Raw genomic sequence first — 19,901 nt, forward strand, 5'->3', positions numbered from 1 at the left:
GCGAGTGCGGCAATGGCGGCAAGCAGCCGGCCACCCGCAAGGCGGTGCATCAAATTGATCATTTTGCGGGTCTCCTAGTGTGCGTGGCCGTCGCCGAAAGCGTCTTTTTCAAGCTGCGCTTTCAGGGTGAAGGCGCCCTCGGCAACGAATGCTTCGTCGGCCTCGACCCCGGAAATGATCTCGGTGTAGCCCCTCGCGCTGTTCCCTGTGCGGACCTCGCGCGGTTCGAACCCGTCATCGGTCGGGACGAAGACGGACATCCTGTCCTCGACGCTGACAATCGCATCGGAGGGAACGCGCACGACGGGGCGCCCCTCTCCCGTGTCGATCCGCGCCGTTACGAACTGACCGGGCTTCAGCCTGTGTTCGGCATTGTCGACAATGACGCGCGCTGTTGCTGTCCGGGACGCCTCGTTAATGACAGGCAGAACATTTGAAATTGTCCCTTCGGCCAGGACGCGGCCATCCTCCTGCTGGAATGTCACGGTCTGGCCTTCGCTGACCTTGCCGAGATCTTCCTTGTAGACCGCGATATCGGCCCACACGACGCTATCATCAATGATGACAAAGATGGGCGCGCCGCCAGCGGATACGGTTTCTCCAAGCGAAACGCTTCGCTGGATCACTTCTCCGGCCAGGGGCGCCGTGACATAGGCTTGCGCAAGCGACCCGTCCGCAGCCTCATCCAGCATGTCCAGCGTGCCATGACCGATGCCGATGGCATGCAGTCTGTTTTCGGCAGCTTCCCGGCCGGCATTGGCTGCGGCGAATGCCGCACGCGCCGACTGCAGATCGGCCTCGGCGGTGATTTTCTGCTCCCAGAGATTTTCCTCACGCTCAAGCTCGGCTTGCGCGAGGCGCTCGGCGCTCAGGGCATTCAGATAATCGGCCTTTAGGCCGGCAAGTTCACGACTGGTCAGCCGGGCAAGCGTGGCGCCGGCTTTCACGATGTCGCCTTCGCCTGCATAGAGCTGAGCAACGGTGCCCTCGACCTGTGGCGAGACCCTTGCGACACGGTCCGCATCGAAACGGATCTCGGCCGGCAGTTCCAGCTGGCCCGAAACCGCTCCTGTTTGGGCTGGCCCGGTCCGGATACCGGCAGCTTCCGCCTCCTCGGCGGTCAGCTCGACATGATCATTGCCGTCTTCTGCATGGCTCTCATGGTCGCCCTCGCCCTCCGGGGCCGTCTGGTCTGCAGGTGGTGAAGCGGGAGCGTCATTGCCACAGGCGCCAAGATATAGAAGCGCCGAAGAAAGCAGCGCCGCATAGAACAAATTCAGTTTCATTGGATCTCTCCGTCGAAGGGCGCTGCGCCAATCAGCGCACGCAGCCGCAGGGTTTGTGTAAGGAGCGCCAGCCGGGCATCGATCACGGCGGCGCGGGTTTCAATTAGGCTGCGTCTTGCATCGAGCGTGGCGGTGAGATCGAACTTGCCAACCCGGTAGCCTTCGGCGGCTGAAGCGTAGGCATCTTCGGCGAAGGGCAGGGCCTCTTCCTCAAGACGCTGCAATCGGGATTCTGCGCCCCGGATTTGCGCGGCGCGGCTCGCCTGCTCGGCTCTCAGCCTCGCTTCGATGGCCCTGGCATTCAGTTCGGCCCCTTCGGTGCGGAATTTGGCTGCCCTTGTAGCATCCTGGTTACGGTCAAAGACCGGCAATGGCAGGCTTACCCCCACGAGGAATGCACTGTCTCCGGTGTCCTCAAAGCGCCGGATGCCAGTAGAGACGGTAATATCCGGCCAGGCGCCGGCCCGCGCGCGGTCTGTCGCTGCCACCTTGGCTTCCGCACCGGCTTGAGCCGCTTGCAATTTTGGATGTTTAGCACCGTCAGGATCCGGTTCCGTACCGTAGAGCGCCAAGTGTGAAGCCTCTGCTCTCGGCAGGATGAAATCTACCTTGGCGCTGCCCCAGACCGAGGCGAGCGCCAGTGCACGGGCTTCCGCCTCGCCTTGGGCCGCATCGGCGGTGGCCTGAAGGATCGCTGCTTCGGCTTTTGCACGGGACAGCTCGGGCGGGGCTGTGGCTCCTGCGTCGACGCGACGCTCAACAATATATGCAAACTCCTCGGCCAGTTTGGCCGATGCATCTGCCACTGCGGCCATTTCGATTGCTGCCTGCAAGTCAAGAAAGAGTTCACCCGCAAGCCGCTGGACTTCCAATCGCTGGACGTTGCACTTTGCGCTTGCAAGCGCGGCCTCGGCCCTTGCAGCTCTCTCGGACAAGCGACGTTTGCCTCCGAGTTGGAAGGTCTGTTCCAGCGCCAGCGTCGTCTCATAGGCATTAAAGCCTTCGAGACCGCCGGTGCCCGCAAAGTTCTCGGTCTCCAGGGAAACCGCCGGGTTGAGCCGCCGCCCGGCCTGGTCGGCATCGGCCGAAGCGGCTCTCGCTTCCAAGGCGGCAATCAGGATTTCGGGCGCGGTATTGCCGGCTCGCGCAACAGCCTGTTCCAGCGTGAGCGGAGGCGTCTGATCATACTCGATCGCCCGGAGCGGGGTAGCACTGCACCCCTCGGCATAGGCTGCGCCGACCATGGCAGGCAGGCCTATTGCGGCAACAGCGCCACATAGCAGAATTTTCATTTTGGATGGTTTCCTCGTCCAGATTCAACGACAGTGCAGCCGGAGCAGCACAAAGTTTTGGTGTCGTCGGTCTAGGCGCGGGGAGGTCGGTATAGGCCATCCGGAACGAGGCTCGCGTGGAATGCCAAGCCCGGACGAAGCCGCTTAGTCTGAATCTCAGGCTGAATGGCGGCGCCGAAATAGCTCCCGCCGATCATGTGGACATGACAGCTGCCGCAATGATGGGCCTTATGTTTGTGTTCGTCATGCGAGGGCTCCTCGCGGGACCCGTCCTGCGAAAGCTCGGCGTCCGCGCACATCTCTGCGCTCTGATCGCCTGTATGCATCGTATCCACCGCCGCACTCATGGGCGCAATCACGAAAGCGACCGTCATCAACATGACGATCAATGTTCGCAAGTGCTTTATCATCCGGGGCAGGTTCATACTGTAAACTTAGATGCGAGTGAATTATTCCAAGCCCAATGCCATAGCACCTCTAGTAACTAGAGGGTCAAGCCCCGTTTTGAAGGGGCACTTTCGACCTTTTGCCCGCATGCTATTCACGCGGGCATTGCTCATGATGGCCCAGCGCTGCGAGCACTGAACAGTTCGCGACCTTCCCGCCCTCGCAGGCGGTAATCATGCGTTTTAGTTCGGCTTCAAGCGCTTCTAGCTGGGTAAGCCTGCGGCGGACCTCGCCCAGCTGGCGGCGGGCGATCTGGTCGACCAGATCGCAATCCCTGCCTGGGTCAACTTGCAATGAAATCAGTTCCCGGATCGCCGCGACGGGAAAGCCTAGGTCCCTGGCGTGCCGGATGAAGCCAAGACGCTCGACAGCCGCGTCGCCATACAGTCTTTGCCCGCTCGCGCTCCGCGCCGGCTCTTCAAGTAGGTCAATCGATTCATAGTAGCGTATCGTAGTGACCTTCACCCCGGTCGCCGCAGACAGTTTGCCGATCGTCATAGAGCTCATGCAGTGAAACCTCTTGCCTCTACAGTTGCTGTAGACTGTAGGGAATCCTTCCTGAGCCGTAAAGAGATCAAGGGAGCACGAAAATGGCTATCAAACCTCAGATACAGTTGCTTGGTACCGCCACGGGGGCGATCTTTTTCGCCGTATTCTTGTGGTCCGCTCTCTTCCCCACGCGACGGCTCTGGCCACCCCAATCCTATTCCGGTCTGACCGCAGCCATCGTTTGGCTGGGCGACCTTGTCATTCTCGGAGCGGCCCTCTGGCTCGGAATTTCAGGATGGAGCGACATTGGTCTGTCGGACTGGGTACGCTCCGGTCCGGGGCTCGCCGCCTTCATTCTCGGCAACCTCATAATCTGGCCGGCAATGATCCGCTTCGGGTTCAGCCAGAATTTCGGCGCCAAGGGCGAGTTGATTAAGGACGGGCTGTATCGTTATTCGCGTCATCCTCAATATATGGCGATCATCATATCGGCCATTGGCTGGGCGCTTCTCAGCGCTTCGAACAACGTCCTTCCGGTTCTAGGGGGCGTCGTCGCGGCCGTGATTGCAGCTCCCTTCGCAGAGGAGCCCTGGCTCCAGGAAACATATGGCGACCAATACACAGCCTATCGGCGGCGCACCCCGCGCTTCATCGGACTTCCAAAGGAGACAGTTTCATGAGCGACTGCTGTGGACAGTCATCCTTTGACGGAACATCGATATCCTATCGGCGCGCGCTTCTTGCCGTCATCGCGATCAACGCCATCATGTTCATCGTCGAGCTCTCCGCAGGTTACCTCGCCCGTTCCCAGGCCCTCAAGGCGGACGCGCTGGACTTTGGCGGCGATGCGGCAACCTATGCGATCAGCCTTGCCGTAATCGGTATGAGCGCTTCGGTGCGGGCGAAGGCCTCTCTATTCAAGGCTGGGTCGCTGGCGCTGATCGCGTTGTTCATCTTGGGATCTACCATCGCCCGTGTCTTTTCAGACGGGTCCCCGGAGACGATCACCATGAGCATTATCGGCGGTCTGGCTCTAGCGGCCAATTTGCTGAGCGTGCTGATTCTATTGCGCTGGCGCGACGGCGACAGCAATGTCCGCTCCGTCTGGCTCTGCTCGCGCAATGATGCGATCGGCAATGTCGGTGTTATCGCCGCAGCCGGCACCGTCGCTTTGACCGGATCGCCGTGGCCGGACCTGATTGTGGCCGCCCTACTGGCAGGCCTCTTCCTGCGTTCCTCCTGGGCCATCACACTGCAGGCCGTCGGCGAGTTAAGGCAACAGAAATCCGGCGCCGGATGTTCGTCGGCAAAAGCCTCATGAAGCTACGTATCCCTCCCTTGGTCCAGTTCCTGTTCTGCGCCGGTTTTGGCTGGTTGGCGGCCCGTCTTTCACCGGGTCTGGATTATGATCCGAGGCTTGCCAGTCACGCAATCGCGGCAGGTCTGGCCCTGGCTGGCGCAGCAATTCTTGCGGCCGCAGTTGTCGCCTTCCTGACAGCCCGCACGACGGTCAATCCGGTCAGGCCGACCAATGCCGAGCATCTGGTCACCACCGGACTCTATCGCGTCTCGAGAAACCCGATGTATCTCGGTTTTGCCCTAGTCCTCACCAGCCTCGCTATCTGGACCGGGAATGGTGCAGCCTTGCTCGCTCCAGTTGTATTTGTCGCCGCAATGACGGTCCTGCAAATCGAACCGGAGGAAAAGGCTCTCAAGAAAAAGTTCGGCAGTGCTTATGACGTCTATTGCCGTCGAACGCGACGATGGCTGTAGCCTATCGCATTGATGGCAGACGGCAGTCTCCGGGATCTTCGAGGGTGTTCACGTTACTGGTGATGTCTAGCCTCGCGCCAGGAATGGTCTCCTTGCGGTCGCTCGTGAACAATAGCGCCGTCAGCCCGAACATGTACCCCATGAGATTGAGCGTGAGAGCCGCGCCAGCGATCACAAAAGGAAATCCACCATAGTCGATGGCTGTCTCTATATTCGGACTAACGACGGCGAGCAGGATCAGAAGGTACAGGATTCAGCCAACTCCAGCATAGGCTCAAACTTGGCGGGCACAAAATGCTGGAAATCTGGTGCGCAAATCACGCAGTCCCGTTTGCGCTTGAACCGATCACGGAATTAAGCGCCAATCGAAGCATGGCTCGATTGAAATCACCTTCTGCACTCATGGCTGATGCGACCGCCGCGCTTGAAGATGCGCACGCAGCTGCGTCCAACGCCCAGTCGCCGAAAATAGACAACGAACAATTCAAGTCGCTCGCCGAGTGTGCGGTAGCTAAGTCATTTGAAGCTATTGGCTTGGCGGAGCAGGCCTTGGCCAACCATCAAAAGTCTTCAGAAAGCGGCTGACTTTCGGCTGGACTTCGCGCCCCAACCGAGCGTGAGTGTAGGTGCGCCGAAAACGAATTTCGGCGCGCCCGCCCCCTTCAGATGGCCGGGCCTTCAGCCAGTGGGAGCGACCGATCGCTCCTCACAAACTGAAGGAAAACCAATGACTACAACGACCAAACCGAAAACCCAGACGAAGCCGCTTACAAAACGCGAGCAGCTTGTGAACCTGCTCAACAAGAAAGACGGTGTCACGGTCAATCAGATCTCCGAAGCCCTGGACTGGCTGCCGCATACAGTGCGCGCGGCACTCACCCGAGTGCGGGCAGAAGATGGAAAGCTGGAAAAGCTCCCGCCGGCGGACGGAGACCGTTACGCACGCTACCGTCTGGATAAAGCCTGATGGTTGCCTCTCTGCCGACCAATTTGGAGACCCTGCGGGACATGCCCCGCGGGGAGCTCCTCGTCTTATGGGAGACCGTCAGTACGGAGGCGCCTCCCAATAGAACAAGCACGCCGTTTCTCGCTCGCCTCATTGCGTATGAGGCCCAGGCTCAGAAGCACGGCGATTTAGGCAAGCGCCTGCAATCCACACTCGAGCGGATCGCCGCGGGTGACCCGCCGCCAGAAGCTGCAAAGATCGCAACGCAAGGCACCCGGCTCGTGCGGAAGTGGAATGGCGTCCAGCACTCGGTCGACGTGACAGCTGATGGAGTGATCTATCGCGGCAAAACTTTTCGGTCGCTGAGTGCGGTAGCCCGAGAGATCACTGGCGCGCGCTGGTCCGGGCCTCGCTTCTTTGGCCTGCAGCGTAAGCAGACCTGACCATGGCCAAGACGACGATCCGCTGCGCGATCTACACTCGCAAATCCCATGAAGAGGGCCTCGAGCAGGGCTTCAACTCTCTCGACGCTCAATGGGAGGCCTGCAAGGCATATGTCGAAAGCCAGAAGCATGAAGGCTGGAAGCTTCTGACGACGCGATACGATGACGGCGGCATCTCAGGTGGACATATGGAGCGGCCGGGCCTGCAAACTCTTCTCGACGATATCGATGCCGGACGGATCGACATGGTGGTCGTCTACAAGATTGACCGGCTCACACGTTCGCTTGCCGACTTTGCGCGCCTGGTCGAGCGGTTCGATAAATCAGACTGTTCCTTCGTCTCCGTCACGCAGGCGTTCAATACATCAACGAGCATGGGCCGGCTGACACTCAACGTCCTTCTGTCCTTTGCGCAATTTGAGCGTGAGGTCACTGCAGAGCGTATCCGAGATAAACTGGCCGCCTCAGCTAAACGAGGGCTCTGGATGGGTGGACTGGCCCCGCTTGGCTACGACCCGCATCCTGACCCCAACAAGCGGGAGCTGGTCCTGAACAAGGGTGAGGCCGAGACGGTAAGGCGGCTATTTGCGCTTTACGACGAACACCAATGCCTTGGCGCAGTTGCGCGCGAAGCCAGCCTTGAGGGGATCCGGTCGAAGGAGCGAACGTTCAAAAGTGGCAAATCACTCGGTGGATGTGTGATGTCCCGGGGCGCGATCCATTCTCTTCTAACCAATCCTGTCTATCGCGGCATGGTACGGCATAAGGAAAATGCCTATCCCTCAACTCATCCTGCGATCATTAATGAGATGCTCTGGTCGCGCGTGCAGGATCGGTTGAAGGAGAAGAGCGCACGACAACGCGGGCAGCGAGGTCAGAAGACCAACGAAGGATCGCCGCTGACGGGTCGGCTCTATGATGAAACGGGTGAGCGCCTCACACCAACCTATGCCAACGCAAAAGGTCGCCGGTGGCGATACTATGTCTCTCGAAGCTTGCTCAACACCAAGAGTGAGGCATCCAGCGGATGGCGACTGCCCGCCGCCAAACTCGAAAAAGCCGTGACTGAGGCTCTGCGAAACTGGCTGCGGACGGCCCCTCAACATCTGCTCGCCAACCCAGATGCAGAATCTTTCGGCAGGCTCTCAGCTGGACTGGCTGAGATTGAGCTTCTGGCATCTTCCGCCACGCCTGCCAGGAGTTTCCGGTTCTTGGAGCGTATTAAGGTGGGGGTAGGGGAGTTGAGGCTGACCTTAGATGACGAGGCGCTTGCTGATGCCATCAGCATCCCAGCGAGCGAATTTTCAGCGCCAGCTTTAGTTCACGCAGAAGACTTTACATTGAAGAAGCGCGGCGTCGAGACCGTGCTCATTCTTGGCGCATCAGCGCCGCAGCGAGATACCACCCTCATCAATGCCATCGCCAGATCACATGTCTGGATGAAGACTTGGCGGGCAGGCACGTCGCTGGCCGATATCGCCTCAAGCATCGGCTGGACCCCATCGCCGCTGCGCCAGAGAATGAAGCTGGCTTTTCTTTCGCCGGCGATTGTCAAAGCGATCCTGGATGGACGGCAACCAGCCGATTTAAGTCTTGAGAAAATTCTGCGCTCAAACCTTCCGCTGGATTGGGATCGCCAAGCTGACAAGTTCGGCTTTGAGCTTCCCTGATCCGCTCGGTAAGCGTCCAGTTCTTACACGTCCGCGCGTGAAGCCGCCCAGTTCCACGGTAGCAGATCGTCGATCCGGTTCATCGGATGGCCCTGACTGAGACGCTCGAGAACATCACTCAGATAAGCATGCGGCTCGACATCATTGAGCTTTGCGGTTGTCAGCAGAGACGCGATGACGGCCCATCTCTGTGCCCCGCCTTCCGAGCCGGCGAACAGGTGGTTCTTGCGTCCCAGCGCCACCGGACGGATAGCGCGCTCGACGGTGTTCGTGTCGAGTTCGATCCGACCATCGTCGAGGAACCGGCTGAGCTCATCCCAGCGGGCAAGCGCATAGCGGATCGCATCGCCCAGCCCGCTGCGCGGCGGGATACGCTGGAGTTCGGTTTCCAGCCAGGCTTTCATCGCGCGGACCAGCGGGCGGGATTTCCGGGCCCGCACGATCCGACGCTTGTTCGCGCTCTGCCCACGGATCGTGGCGTCGATAGCATAGAGCTCGGCGATCCGCTGCAACGCTTCGGCCGCGATCGGTGAGCCTGTGGCCTGGTGCACCTCGTAGAACTTGCGCCGCGCATGCGCCCAGCAGGCCGCCAGAGTAATATCCCCACCTGTGGTCAGCCGCTCGAACCCGGCATAGCCATCGACCTGCAACACACCGCTGAAGTCTTTCAGATGGGTTTCCGGGCGTTCGGCGCGCCGGTCAGGGCTGTAGATATAGACAGCAGCCGGCGGACCGGGTCCATTCCACGGTCGATCATCGCGGGCATAAACCCAGAGCCGACCTGTTCGGGTGCGCCCGCGGCCCGGATCGAGCACAGGCAGCGGCGTGTCATCGGCGAACAGCATGTTCGAGCTGAAGACATGGTTTGCGAGCCGCTCATGCAGGGCTTCCAGCCACCAGCTGGCCCCGCCCACCCAGTTGGCAAGCGTTGACCGGTTCAGCTTCACACCCTGGCGGGCAAAGATCTGTGACTGGCGGTAGAGCGGCAGGTGATCGCAGTACTTGCTGACGATGACATGCGCGAGCAGGCCTGGCGTAGCGAGCCCCTTCGCGATCGGACGTTCCGGGGCTGATCCCTGGTGGATCTTCCCGCAGCCCCGGCAGCCATAGCGCGGGCGCTTGATCCGCAGGACACGCAGCTGCGCCGGAACATGGTCCAGCATCTCGCTGACCGTCTCGCCGATGAAGTGCAGCGCCCCGCCGCAGCATGGACAGGTGCTGGTCTCAGTGTCGACCGCCACATCCTCGCGCGGAAGATGGTCCGGCAGGCTGAACGCGCGCGTGCGGGCTGGACGATCGCCAGTCTCGACAAGTGTATCTGGCGATGCCGCTTCAAGCCGCGCCACATCACTGTCCAGATCCTCCAGGCCAAGCTGGAGCTGGCCGGGATCAAGTCCCTCGGCCCGGCGGCCGAACTGGCTGCGCTGAAGCGTCTTCACCATCTGGCGCAGCCGCTCGATTTCTGCTCGTGCTTCAGCGCGCTCGCTATGACGTGCCGCAGCCATGTCCCGGATCATGCGATGCAGCACATCCACGTCTTCAGGCAGGGCGGTGAGGTCAAGCTCCATACCACGGAGTTTACGCTGGAATCAGCGCGTTCCGCACAGCTTTCTGCGGCCTGATTCAATCGGTCGCATCAGCCCCTCAACCTGCTCGGGCGGGACGCCATCGCTCGTCCGGGGATCGCCAGTCGATGCCATCGATCAGCATCGATAACTGGTCCGATGTCAGGACAATCGACTTGCCCGGCTCATTCTCCGATGGCCAGAGGAAGGCGCCATGCTCGAGCCGCTTGGTGAACAGGCAGAGCCCGGTACCGTCCCAATAGACAATCTTGATCAGGTTCGCCTTGCGGCCGCGGAACACGAAGAGATGACCTGTGAACGGATCGCGCTTCAGAACCTCCTGAACCATCACCGACAAGCCATCGATCCCCTTGCGCATGTCGGTGTGGCCAACCGCCAGGTGAACGCGCACACCTTCTGGAAGCAAGGTCATGATGCCACCTCAACCGTGACAAAGCGCGGCGTTTCATCGGCGACAGCCAGCTCCTGCTTCCAGCGGAACAGAACACGCGGGGCAACGCCATAGCGACGAGCGACATCGGAGGTGACAGCGCCCGGTCGACATGCCGCCCTGACGATCGCGTTCTTGTCTGCGGCACTGAACTTGCGCCGACGCCCTTCCTGAACAGGCGGGAGGATCGGATCACCATTTGGAGTCGACCGAATATCGGCCGGACGGTCTGACTTAGGACTAAGCCTATGACTTAGCTTATGACTAAGGGTATGACTTAGCCTATGACTAAAGCTATGACTTAGGCCCCCGCGGCGATACAGAAGATGTACGGGTTCTGGCCGCGGCTCGCGTTTGAACTGGGCGCGCCAGTTCCCGAAACGCTTCAGCGGCAGGTCGTTCACTTCGCAATATTCGCGTTGATTCAAGTCACTGCGCTTCCACGCCTCGTGATGGGCCCACCAGAACGCTTCCAGCTCCGCACGTTTCTCAGGTGACAATCTCGGCATCGGCATCTCCTCTCGACTTTTGAACACCAGCCGAAAGAGATCGAACGCCCCACACCGCGCACAAGCGTGTCACTATTGGACGCTTACTACTCCGCTCGCGTATTTTCCCTGTTATGGAAAGCAATTTTCCCTGTTATCGATCAAAAAATTCCCTGTTATTCCGCGCAGGGAATTCATCTATAAAGCGCTGTAAACACGTAGTTTTGTGGCGCTAAAAGTCGGCTTTTCCCTGCAAAAGTGAGCGATTTCCCTGTAAATCGGCGATAACAGGGAAAATGCCCAGTAAGAGATCTGTTGAAATTGCCGGGTAGAGACTTCGGCGGGAATACCGCGGTTGTTCAGGGGTTTCGTGGAAAACAGAGACCAAAGGACATGAAAAAGCCCGCCAGTGGCGGGCTATCTCGGAAGTTTGGAGATCTGGTCTTCAAATCTAGGGGTGCGTGGCGGAGAGAGAGGGATTCGAACCCTCGGAGCCCTTGCGAGCTCACTAGTTTTCGAGACTAGCCTATTCAACCACTCTAGCACCTCTCCGTAGGGGCGGGGAGATAGCGTCACATCGGGGTGCATGCAAGCCCCCGGATTCATGCAGGACAGGGTTTGACATCAGATGGCCGATAGTGTTTATCCGCGCCTTCATGTCCGGCGCCGTGCGCGTGCGGACACTCAACTAATTCACCTTCCGGAAGGATGAGGCCATGTTCGCGGTCATCAAGACTGGTGGCAAACAATACAAGGTTGCCGAAGGCGACCAGATTGTTGTCGAGAAACTCGCAGCCGATGCTGGCGCTGACGTTACGTTCGACGTGCTGATGCTGGGCGACGGCAAGTCCGTCACGCTTGGTGCGCCTGTCGTTGATGGCGCAAGTGTCGTCGGTGAAATTGCCGCCCAGCGTAAGGGCGACAAGAAGCTGATCATGAAAAAGCGTCAGCGTAACACCTATCGTCGCAAGAAAGGCCACCGCCAGCTCGAAAGCGTCGTCACGATCACCTCGATCCTGACCGACGGCAAGAAAGCCCCGGCGAAGAAGGCTGCCGCGCCGAAGAAGGAAGAAGCTCCGAAGGCAGAGGCCAAGGCGCCTGCTGCCAAGAAGGAAGCTGCTCCAAAGCCAGCGGCGAAAGCTGACAAGCCGAAGACCGACGATCGCGGCCGCCTTGAGCAGGCTGAGGGCAAGGCAGACGATCTAAAAAAGATCTCCGGTGTTGGCCCGGCCATGGAGAAGAAGCTCAACGCTGCGGGCATCTTCCACTTCTGGCAGGTTGCCGAGCTGAATGCGACGCAGGCCCAGGAGCTCGACGATGAAGCCGGTCTCGGCGGTCGTATTGAGCGTGACGAATGGGTCAAACAGGCCGATCAACTGGCGAAAGACGCCTAAAGCCTCTTACAGGCTTTACTTAAGGATCAAGGAGCGCCCTCATGGCACATAAGAAATCAGGCGGCTCGTCACGTAACGGTCGCGATTCGAACCCGAAATACCTTGGCGTGAAGAAGTATGGCGGCCAGCACGTGGTCCCAGGTAACATCATCATCCGCCAGCGCGGCACCAAGACCTATGCAGGCAAGGGTGTCGGCATGGGCAAGGATCACACGCTCTTCGCGCTCGAAGAAGGCCGCGTCGAGTTCAAGCGTACCCGTGGCGACCGTCAGTATGTGTCGGTTGTCCCAATGGCTGACGCTGCAGAATAAGCGATCGGCTGCAGGCGGCCGGGGCGCTGCCTGACAATCGAACCGCACAAGATGTGAAGGGGAGACAGGTGGCTGTCTCCCCTTTTTCTTGCGCGGTTGGCCGCGATCGCCGTGGAGAGTAACGGATGGTTCAGGAGTTGAAGACGCCCAGATTGCGCCTTCGCCGCCCCATGGTGAGCGATGCGCCACTTATCACGGCCTGCGTCAACGATCCCCGCATCTATGAGAAGGTGGCTCGCATCGCGCCCGGCCAGACAGTCAAAATTACCACCGGCTGGCTGGAATCGGTTGCCCGCGGCGCGGCAAGCGACCTGGATCATGTCTTTGTGGTCGAGGTGGAGGGGGCCTTTGCCGGCATTGTTGGGGCGCACCGCACGCACGTCGGCGATCCGTTCGAGATCGGCTACTGGCTCAGCCCCGGATATTGGGGGCAGGGCATCGTGACCGAAGCGGCCCGCGCCCTTGTCGGCTGGCTGGAAGAATCCGGCCGCGGTGATCGCTTCACGTCCGGTTATTTTGCCGACAATCCCGCTTCCGGCAGGGTTCTTGAAAAACTCGGCTTCCGAAAAACCCATAACTCTCCTGTCTTCTGCCTCGGGCGCGGACAGGATGTTGATCATGTCTTCATGGTGCGCGAGCCAAAGACGCGCTAAGGACCACACAATGAAATTTCTCGACCAGACCAAGATCTATGTGAAAGCCGGCGATGGCGGACGGGGCAGTTCCTCCTTCCGGCGCGAAGCCTATGTGGAATTCGGCGGTCCCGATGGCGGTGACGGCGGGCGCGGCGGGCACGTCTATGCCGAAGCGGTTGAGGGGCTCAACACGCTGATCGATTACCGCTACCAGCAGCACCACAAGGCGGAACGCGGCGGCCACGGCATGGGCAAACAGCGCCATGGGCGCGGCGGCGAAGACAGGATCGTCAAACTTCCTGTTGGGACGCAAATTTTTGAAGAAGACCAGGAAACGCTGATCGCGGACCTGACAGAAGTTGGTCAGCGCGTTCTTCTGGCGCGCGGCGGTAATGGTGGCTGGGGCAATCTGCACTTCAAGACATCAACGAACCGGGCTCCGCGCCGCGCCAATCCCGGCGAGGAGGGCGAAGAGCGGACTGTCTGGCTGCGCCTGAAACTGATCGCCGACGCAGGTCTGCTCGGTCTGCCAAATGCAGGCAAGTCCACCTTCATGCGTGCGGCCACCGCCGCAAAGCCGAAAGTTGCAGACTATCCCTTCACTACGCTTCATCCGGGTCTTGGCGTTGTCGATCTGGGCCCCGGTACGCGCTTCGTACTGGCGGACATTCCGGGCCTTATCGAAGGCGCGGCAGAAGGCGCCGGCCTCGGCCATCGCTTCTTGGGCCATGTGGAGCGCTGCAAGGTGCTGCTTCACCTGATCGACTGTACGCAGGACAATCCGGGCGAAGCATGGCGCACCATCCGCAAGGAGCTTGAGGACTATCAGCCGGAGATGGCGAACAAGCCCGAAATCGTAGCCCTGACCAAGATTGATGCGCTTACGGAAGAGCTTGTCGACGCGCAGGCGGCAGAGCTCGAGGCGGCGTGTGGCCACAAGCCGATGCGGCTTTCCTCGGTGGCCCGGACAAATGTGCGTGAAGCGCTGATGGCGCTCGCCCGTCACCTTGGCGACCTGCGCATTGCAGAAACCGAAGCCTCTGACGAAGAAGAAGAGGACTGGCGCCCCTGATGGGATCGCCGCTTGATAGGGCTCGCCGGATTGTCATAAAGACCGGCTCTGCGCTCATCGCCGCGAAGGGCGCGCCGCGTCGCAACTGGATTGACGGGCTGGCGGCGGACATCGCTGCTCTGCGGGCGGCAGGCAAGGACGTCGTCTGGGTCTCCTCCGGCGCTGTCGCGCTCGGCCGTCCGCACCTTGGCAAGGGAAGCCAGAAGAAGCTTGAGGAAAAGCAGGCGGCTGCAGCGTTGGGCCAACCGCTGCTCATGTCGGCAATTGCGGATGCACTCGCCCCGCACGGCATCAAGGCCGCGCAGGCGCTTCTCACGTTGGAAGATACTGAGCGCCGCCGACGCTGGCTCAATGCGCGCGCGACGCTGGATACACTGCTGGCGGCCGGTGCTGTGCCGATCATCAATGAGAATGATACCGTTGCCACCGAAGAAATCCGCTATGGCGACAATGACCGGCTGGCCGCACGCGTCGCCCAGATGCTGAGTGCCGATGTGTTGGTGCTCCTGTCCGATATCGACGGGCTGTACACTGCGGACCCGCGCAAGGACCCTGCAGCAACGCACATTGCCGAAGTGCTGGAGCTGACGGATGCGCATGACGCCATGGCTGGCAGCGCAAATGCCGGTGCGGGCGTTGGGACTGGTGGTATGGCGACGAAGCTTGCAGCCGCGAGAATTGCTTTCGGGGCAGGCTGCGCGACCGCTATCACACTCGGTGATCGACCGCGTCCCATCGAAGCGCTGCGCACTGGTGAACGGGCGACATGGATTACGCCGTCCGTCTCCCCGGACACGGCTCGCAAGGCCTGGCTCAAAGGGCATCTGACACCTGAGGGCGCGGTTCTGGTCGATAATGGGGCCATGGGCGCGCTGCTCAAAGGCTCCAGCCTGCTCGCGGTCGGGGTCACAGGCGTTGAGGGACGTTTTGAAAAAGGGGCGGCCGTCGCCATCAAAGGCCCGGACGGCGTCGTTATCGCGAAGGGCGTGACCGCTTACGATGCCGCCGATGTGCAGCGTCTCGCCGGCGCCCATAGCGATGATATCGAAGTGCGGCTCGGTTATCGTGGGCGCCCGGCCATCATACACCGCGACGACCTCGTTCTGGGCAGCTGACCGCCGCGTGAACTTGACGAAGCGGGCCGGTCCTGACCAGTGTCGCCCTCAAACGTCTTTGAGGGAGGACGCCCATTAAACCCAAGCGTATTGGATTGTGGCTCGGACCGCTGCTTGCGGTCGGCATGGCGCTGGCTGGAACGCCGGAAGGTCTCGACTGGGCAGCGTGGGGCAGTGCCTGCCTGCTGGCCTGGATGGCTGTCTGGTGGATGACGGAGCCGATCCCGATTCCGGCGACATCACTTCTGCCGCTTATCGTTCTGCCGCTTGTCGGCGCAGGCAATCCAACCGTCGTGGGCGGCGATTATTTCAACCATATCGTGGTCCTGCTGCTTGGCGGTTTCATCGTTGCCATGGGCATTGAGCGCTGGGATCTGCACAAGCGGATTGCGCTCAACGTTGTCGCAAATGTCGGGACAAAGCCCCGGACCCTCATCTTCGGCTTTATGGCAGCCACCGCGCTTCTCTCCATGTGGATTTCGAATACGGCGACGACGATCATGATGGTGCCGATTGCGCTTTCTGCAGCGGCCGCTCTGCCCGGCGACACCAGGCTGTTCAAGACGGCACTCCTGCTCGGCGTATGCTATGCGGCCTCGATTGGCGGGGTCGGCACACCAATTGGCACGCCGACAAACCTGATCGCGATGGACTGGCTGCAGAACAATACAGGCGCGGAAATCGGTTTCCCGCAATGGATGGCCTTTGGTGTGCCAGCCGCCTGCCTGCTGGTGCCGGCTGCATGGTGGTCGGTTACGCGTGAATTGCCCAAGCGGGGAAACGCCGAGAACATCTCGAACGAGATCAAGAGCCAGCTTGGTGCACTTGGCAGGATTTCTACGCCCGAGGCGCGCGCTGCCGGTGTATTCGCCATAGTGGCAACGCTGTGGGTTCTACAGCTGCCTCTGCTTGCTCTGGCGGAAACAGCCGGCCTTGATCTTCTCGTCTCTTACAAGGGCGCGCGAATGGACATGATCACGGCCATCTTTGGCGCCGTTCTGATGTTCATTGTGCCTGCGGGAAAGGAAGAGAAACGCCCGCTTCTCAATTGGGAAGAGGCCGAGAAGCTGCCTTGGGGCGTGCTGATCCTGTTCGGCGGGGGCATTGCGCTCGGCAAGGCGATCTCGCGCACGGGGCTTTCTGAGTGGATCGGCAGTCAGCTCGAAGCCGTTTCGGTCCTGCCGCCCCTCTTGATCATCGTCGCCGTCGTGGCGCTGGTCATTTTCCTGACAGAGCTCACCTCAAACGTCGCGACGATGACAACGCTGGCGCCCATTCTCGGCTCACTTGCCCTCGCCATAGGTGCCGCACCCGAAAGCCTTCTCGCGCCTGCGGCTGTGGCGGCGTCCTGCGCCTTCATGTTGCCTGTGGCGACGGCGCCGAATGCAATCATTTACGCGACGGGTGAGGTGTCAGTGGCGCAGATGATGAAACGCGGTCTGCGGGTCAATCTGATCGGCGTGGTGGTGATCAGTGCGATCGGCTACTGGCTGGCGCCGATTTTCCTCTAGGCCCTGCGCCTAGTCGTCATCGTCATTCTCGCCGAAGCCGTCTTCGATCAGGGCGCAAACCGCGTCCACAGACGGGCCCGCTTCCGCCCCGCTCGCGCGGACCTCAACCTCGCTGCCCTGATGAGCGGCGAGCATGAGAAGGTCCATGATTGAGTGAGCGTTCGCGGTCTCTCCGTTGCGGACAACGAAGACCTGCGCCGGCAGGGTCATGGCAAGGCGGGCCAGTTTTGCCGATGCGCGGGCATGCAACCCTTTGCGGTTAACGATCTGGACCCGGCGGTCGACCAGGCTTTCTCCATCAGCGCTCATGCGGTCTTGTCCATGACTTCAGAGGCAATGCGGATGTAGGACTGGCCAGCATCTCGCGCGGCTTTTACGGCGTCGGCCAGCTTGGCCTCTGCCCGGACTTCGACGAGCTTGATCAACATGGGCAGGTTCACCCCGGCGATCACATCGATCCGGGCATCCGGCATGACGGAGATCGCAAGGTTCGACGGCGTGCCGCCGAACATGTCAGTCACAATGATGACGCCCTTGCCGGTATTGCAGGCCGCGACCGTCTCACGGATCTGTTCGCGCCGCGCGTCGATATCATCCTCAGCTTCGATCGAGATTGAGCGAAAGTACTCCTGCTCCCCGACAACATGCTCGGTTGCTCTGACAAGCTCCCGCGCAAGCTTTCCGTGGCTGACGACAACAATTCCGATCATCTGGCAGTCTAGTCCGTATTCCCACTGATTAACGAAGCTGACAGGGTTTGGCTGAACGTCAAGCTTTCGCTATGCGGTGCAACTTCAGCTTGCGGGCAGTTCGACCACAAAGCGTGCGCCGCCGCTTTCGCGGTTCTCGGCCCAGACCTGGCCGAGGTGTGTGGCTGCAATCTGCTGCACGATGGAGAGGCCAAGCCCGGAATTGCGCCCGAATGCAGAGCCTTTGGGCCTGTCGGTGTAGAAGCGGTCGAAAATCTTCTCCAGCTTGTCATCTGGTAAGCCGGGGCCGGTGTCTTCCACCACGATCCGTGCGGTTGTCTGCGGACCGATCCGGTCCTGTTCGACACGTACGGTTACGGTGCCATCCTGCGGGGAGAAAGACAGTGCATTGTCGATCAGGTTGCGGATCACCTGGCCGAGCGGGCCCTCACGCCCGCGCACGCGCAGTCCTGCGCCCATGGTAGCGTCTTCAAAGCTGACTGTCGGGCCAGTCTCATCAAGCTTCAGATGCTCGTAGGTCGAGACAATGTCCTGCACGAAGCGAGCGATGTTCAACGTCTCGGTCGGTACGCGGGTGATCTCTGCCTCGAGGCGCGATGCGTTGGAAATATCGGTGATCAGCCTGTCGAGCCGGCCAACATCATGGGCGATGACCTCGTGCAGCTTGGCCATTGCTTCTGGATTGTCCTTGACCCGTTCAGCGGTCTCCACAGCAGAGCGGATGGAGGTCAGTGGATTCTTGATCTCATGGGCCACATCGGCGGCGAACTGCTCGTTCGCACTGATCCGCTCGAACAGGGCGTCTGTCATCGACCCCATGGAGTTTGCAAGCGCGCCGATCTCGTCGCGCCTGCGGGCAATGCGCGGCAGATCCAGCCTCTGCGAGGAACCGGACCGCACATCATCAGCAGCTGCAGACAGCCTGCGAAGGGGCCGGGCGATACCAATTGTCAGGAGGGTCGAGGTGATGAGAGCGACGAGCACCGCAACGCCGATAAAGGGTATGAGGGCAGCGCGCTCGGCGCGAATGATCTCGTCAATGTCGTTTGATTCCACTGTCAGCACGCCGACAACCGCAGAGACGTGCTGGACCGGAACGGACACGGAAATGATGCGCTGGCCGCGGTCATTGAAGCGCTGGCTTGCCGCTTCTGCGCCAGAGGCAGCGACAGCGAACTCGTCTTCGAAGGTCTGCGTGCGTACAGCGTCGCCGCCGCGGTCGGGCACGATGGCGCCAAAGGTCGATACAGCCCACTCAGACAGGGATCGCCCCCACCGGGATAGGCGGCTCGGCTCCTGTAGCGGCGGGAGGGACGACACAACGACCCGGTCGGACAGGAAATAGCTGTCGCCGATCAGGCTGCCCTCCGACCCGTAAACCTTGCCGCGTATGGAAACCGGCAGCGAAAGGTCCGCCAGCGTCGCGCGGGCAAGATCTCCATCCATGACGGGCTGTGGCTGACCGAATGTGGCGCCTTCTGCCAGCAGGTTCGAGAAGACCTGTGCCTGGCCGACAAGGTCTTGCTTCTTCGCAACCACAAAGCTGGCGCGCATCTCATTGAGCACCATGGCGCCCAGAATGAGAATGGCGAGGCCGGCAAGGTTTGAAGCAAAGATGAGCCGCGCAATGCGCGAGGAGAGCGGGTTAGCGCCTTTCAGGTCAGGCAACCGCCATTTTCGCTTGGGCTCTTCCATGTGTTCCCTGCCGGGCCTCAATGATTGAACTGCTGATCAGGCGTCAGCTTCGACTTTCAGTGATTTGATGGAGTCCGGGTCACGAACTGGCTCGCCGCGTTTCAGCTGGTCGATGTTTTCCATACCTTCGACGACCTTGCCCCATACCGTGTACTGGCGGTCCAGGAAGCTGGCTTCGTCGAACACAATGAAGAACTGCGAGTTGGCCGAATTTGGCTGGTTGGTGCGAGCCATGGAGCAGATGCCGCGCACGTGCGGCTCGTCATTGAACTCGGCCTTCAGGTCCGGCTTGTCAGAGCCGCCTGTACCGGTGCCGTTCGGGCAACCGGCCTGCGCCATGAAGCCGTCGATCACGCGGTGAAACACGATGCCGTCATAGAAGCCTTCGCGTGCGAGCTCCTTGATGCGGGCCACGTGGTTAGGGGCAAGGTCCGGGCGAAGCTCGATCTTCACCGGACCCTTGGTCGTCTCCATCAGGAGCGTGTTTTCTGCGTCTGCCATGATGTCTCTCCATGTTTCATCTGGTTGCAGCTGGCATAAGCCTGACGGGGCCGCCGGGCAAACCCTCCATCGCATTCTCTTGCTCAGGTGTGCTCTGACATGTAGCC

24 protein-coding genes and 1 tRNA gene are annotated in these 19,901 nt (G+C 60.5%); 13 read left to right on the top strand and 12 right to left on the bottom strand.

The genetic code is table 11. The features are described from left to right. Positions 1 to 74: 74 nt before the first annotated feature. From D1224_RS12995 to D1224_RS13010, 4 genes are all read right to left on the bottom strand, one after another. The gene (locus D1224_RS12995; protein ID WP_119380391.1) at positions 75 to 1,286 is read right to left on the bottom strand and encodes an efflux RND transporter periplasmic adaptor subunit; all 1,212 of its coding nucleotides are present in this window, start codon (positions 1,284 to 1,286) and stop codon (positions 75 to 77) included. After that, entirely contained in the window at positions 1,283 to 2,578 is a 1,296-nt protein-coding gene (locus tag D1224_RS13000; protein ID WP_119380392.1) for a TolC family protein, read from the bottom strand. Before D1224_RS13000 ends, D1224_RS12995 begins: the two co-directional genes overlap by 4 nt. Positions 2,579 to 2,649: 71 nt before the next feature. Then, positions 2,650 to 2,976, bottom strand: a complete 327-nt coding sequence (locus tag D1224_RS13005; protein ID WP_182482294.1) for a DUF2946 family protein — start codon at positions 2,974 to 2,976, stop codon at positions 2,650 to 2,652. A 139-nt stretch (positions 2,977 to 3,115) separates the two neighbouring features. Continuing rightward, positions 3,116 to 3,532, bottom strand: coding sequence for a MerR family transcriptional regulator (locus tag D1224_RS13010; protein WP_119380394.1), 417 nt, complete (start codon positions 3,530 to 3,532; stop codon positions 3,116 to 3,118). 83 nt (positions 3,533 to 3,615) lie between these two features. On the opposite strand from D1224_RS13010, the gene D1224_RS13015 reads away from it, so the two are divergent. From D1224_RS13015 to D1224_RS13045, 7 genes are all read left to right on the top strand, one after another. After that, positions 3,616 to 4,194 (top strand): methyltransferase family protein, encoded by a 579-nt coding sequence (locus D1224_RS13015; protein ID WP_119380395.1) that lies wholly within the window; start codon positions 3,616 to 3,618, stop codon positions 4,192 to 4,194. Next, a complete protein-coding gene (locus tag D1224_RS13020) occupies positions 4,191 to 4,835 on the top strand; it encodes a cation transporter (protein WP_119380396.1) in 645 nt (214 codons plus the stop codon). Before D1224_RS13015 ends, D1224_RS13020 begins: the two co-directional genes overlap by 4 nt. Beyond that, positions 4,832 to 5,287 carry a methyltransferase family protein gene (locus tag D1224_RS13025; RefSeq protein ID WP_119380589.1) on the top strand — a complete coding sequence of 152 codons (456 nt, stop codon included), beginning with the start codon at positions 4,832 to 4,834 and terminating at the stop codon, positions 5,285 to 5,287. The genes D1224_RS13020 and D1224_RS13025 overlap by 4 nt, the downstream gene beginning before the upstream one ends. Positions 5,288 to 5,659: 372 nt before the next feature. Beyond that, positions 5,660 to 5,872 carry a hypothetical protein gene (locus D1224_RS16345; RefSeq protein WP_182482295.1) on the top strand — a complete coding sequence of 71 codons (213 nt, stop codon included), beginning with the start codon at positions 5,660 to 5,662 and terminating at the stop codon, positions 5,870 to 5,872. 142 nt (positions 5,873 to 6,014) lie between these two features. Continuing rightward, complete coding sequence (locus tag D1224_RS13035; RefSeq protein ID WP_119380398.1) at positions 6,015 to 6,254, top strand: DUF3489 domain-containing protein; 240 nt, start codon at positions 6,015 to 6,017, stop codon at positions 6,252 to 6,254. Further along, positions 6,254 to 6,676 (top strand): DUF2924 domain-containing protein, encoded by a 423-nt coding sequence (locus D1224_RS13040; protein WP_119380399.1) that lies wholly within the window; start codon positions 6,254 to 6,256, stop codon positions 6,674 to 6,676. The genes D1224_RS13035 and D1224_RS13040 overlap by 1 nt, the downstream gene beginning before the upstream one ends. A gap of 2 nt (positions 6,677 to 6,678) precedes the next feature. After that, entirely contained in the window at positions 6,679 to 8,346 is a 1,668-nt protein-coding gene (locus tag D1224_RS13045) for a recombinase family protein (RefSeq protein ID WP_119380400.1), read from the top strand. Between the two features lie 23 nt (positions 8,347 to 8,369). Here D1224_RS13045 and tnpC read toward each other — a convergent pair whose 3' ends face one another. The 4 genes from tnpC to D1224_RS13065 form a co-directional block, all read right to left on the bottom strand. Beyond that, positions 8,370 to 9,914, bottom strand: a complete 1,545-nt coding sequence (gene tnpC / locus D1224_RS13050; protein ID WP_119380401.1) for an IS66 family transposase — start codon at positions 9,912 to 9,914, stop codon at positions 8,370 to 8,372. Positions 9,915 to 9,990: 76 nt separating this feature from the next. Continuing rightward, entirely contained in the window at positions 9,991 to 10,344 is a 354-nt protein-coding gene (gene tnpB, locus D1224_RS13055) for an IS66 family insertion sequence element accessory protein TnpB (protein WP_119380402.1), read from the bottom strand. After that, the gene (tnpA, locus tag D1224_RS13060; protein WP_119380590.1) at positions 10,341 to 10,871 is read right to left on the bottom strand and encodes an IS66 family insertion sequence element accessory protein TnpA; all 531 of its coding nucleotides are present in this window, start codon (positions 10,869 to 10,871) and stop codon (positions 10,341 to 10,343) included. The genes tnpB and tnpA overlap by 4 nt, the downstream gene beginning before the upstream one ends. Before the next feature lie 441 nt (positions 10,872 to 11,312). Beyond that, a tRNA-Ser gene (locus D1224_RS13065) sits at positions 11,313 to 11,402 on the bottom strand. Between the two features lie 164 nt (positions 11,403 to 11,566). On the opposite strand from D1224_RS13065, the gene D1224_RS13070 reads away from it, so the two are divergent. The 6 genes from D1224_RS13070 to D1224_RS13095 all read left to right on the top strand — a co-directional run bounded on the left by D1224_RS13070 (position 11,567) and on the right by D1224_RS13095 (position 16,888). Beyond that, the gene (locus D1224_RS13070) at positions 11,567 to 12,244 is read left to right on the top strand and encodes a 50S ribosomal protein L21 (protein ID WP_119380403.1); all 678 of its coding nucleotides are present in this window, start codon (positions 11,567 to 11,569) and stop codon (positions 12,242 to 12,244) included. A gap of 41 nt (positions 12,245 to 12,285) precedes the next feature. Continuing rightward, a complete protein-coding gene (rpmA, locus tag D1224_RS13075) occupies positions 12,286 to 12,555 on the top strand; it encodes a 50S ribosomal protein L27 (protein WP_119380404.1) in 270 nt (89 codons plus the stop codon). A gap of 125 nt (positions 12,556 to 12,680) precedes the next feature. Beyond that, the gene (locus D1224_RS13080; RefSeq protein ID WP_119380405.1) at positions 12,681 to 13,208 is read left to right on the top strand and encodes a GNAT family N-acetyltransferase; all 528 of its coding nucleotides are present in this window, start codon (positions 12,681 to 12,683) and stop codon (positions 13,206 to 13,208) included. A 10-nt stretch (positions 13,209 to 13,218) separates the two neighbouring features. Next, a complete protein-coding gene (obgE, locus tag D1224_RS13085; RefSeq protein ID WP_119380406.1) occupies positions 13,219 to 14,262 on the top strand; it encodes a GTPase ObgE in 1,044 nt (347 codons plus the stop codon). Further along, positions 14,262 to 15,377: a glutamate 5-kinase gene (proB, locus tag D1224_RS13090; RefSeq protein WP_119380407.1), complete on the top strand. Its 1,116-nt coding sequence runs from the start codon at positions 14,262 to 14,264 to the stop codon at positions 15,375 to 15,377. Before obgE ends, proB begins: the two co-directional genes overlap by 1 nt. Before the next feature lie 95 nt (positions 15,378 to 15,472). Then, the gene (locus tag D1224_RS13095; protein WP_233350548.1) at positions 15,473 to 16,888 is read left to right on the top strand and encodes an SLC13 family permease; all 1,416 of its coding nucleotides are present in this window, start codon (positions 15,473 to 15,475) and stop codon (positions 16,886 to 16,888) included. 9 nt (positions 16,889 to 16,897) lie between these two features. Here D1224_RS13095 and D1224_RS13100 read toward each other — a convergent pair whose 3' ends face one another. From D1224_RS13100 to D1224_RS13115, 4 genes are all read right to left on the bottom strand, one after another. Further along, complete coding sequence (locus tag D1224_RS13100; protein ID WP_119380408.1) at positions 16,898 to 17,197, bottom strand: HPr family phosphocarrier protein; 300 nt, start codon at positions 17,195 to 17,197, stop codon at positions 16,898 to 16,900. Continuing rightward, positions 17,194 to 17,598 carry a PTS sugar transporter subunit IIA gene (locus tag D1224_RS13105; RefSeq protein ID WP_119380409.1) on the bottom strand — a complete coding sequence of 135 codons (405 nt, stop codon included), beginning with the start codon at positions 17,596 to 17,598 and terminating at the stop codon, positions 17,194 to 17,196. Before D1224_RS13105 ends, D1224_RS13100 begins: the two co-directional genes overlap by 4 nt. A gap of 84 nt (positions 17,599 to 17,682) precedes the next feature. Continuing rightward, positions 17,683 to 19,293 carry a stimulus-sensing domain-containing protein gene (locus D1224_RS13110; RefSeq protein WP_119380410.1) on the bottom strand — a complete coding sequence of 537 codons (1,611 nt, stop codon included), beginning with the start codon at positions 19,291 to 19,293 and terminating at the stop codon, positions 17,683 to 17,685. A 36-nt stretch (positions 19,294 to 19,329) separates the two neighbouring features. Continuing rightward, complete coding sequence (locus tag D1224_RS13115; protein WP_119380411.1) at positions 19,330 to 19,794, bottom strand: peptidylprolyl isomerase; 465 nt, start codon at positions 19,792 to 19,794, stop codon at positions 19,330 to 19,332. Positions 19,795 to 19,901: the final 107 nt, after the last annotated feature.

This window comes from Henriciella barbarensis (assembly GCF_003576345.1).
In the GTDB taxonomy this organism is placed as follows: Bacteria; Pseudomonadota; Alphaproteobacteria; order Caulobacterales; family Hyphomonadaceae; genus Henriciella; species Henriciella barbarensis.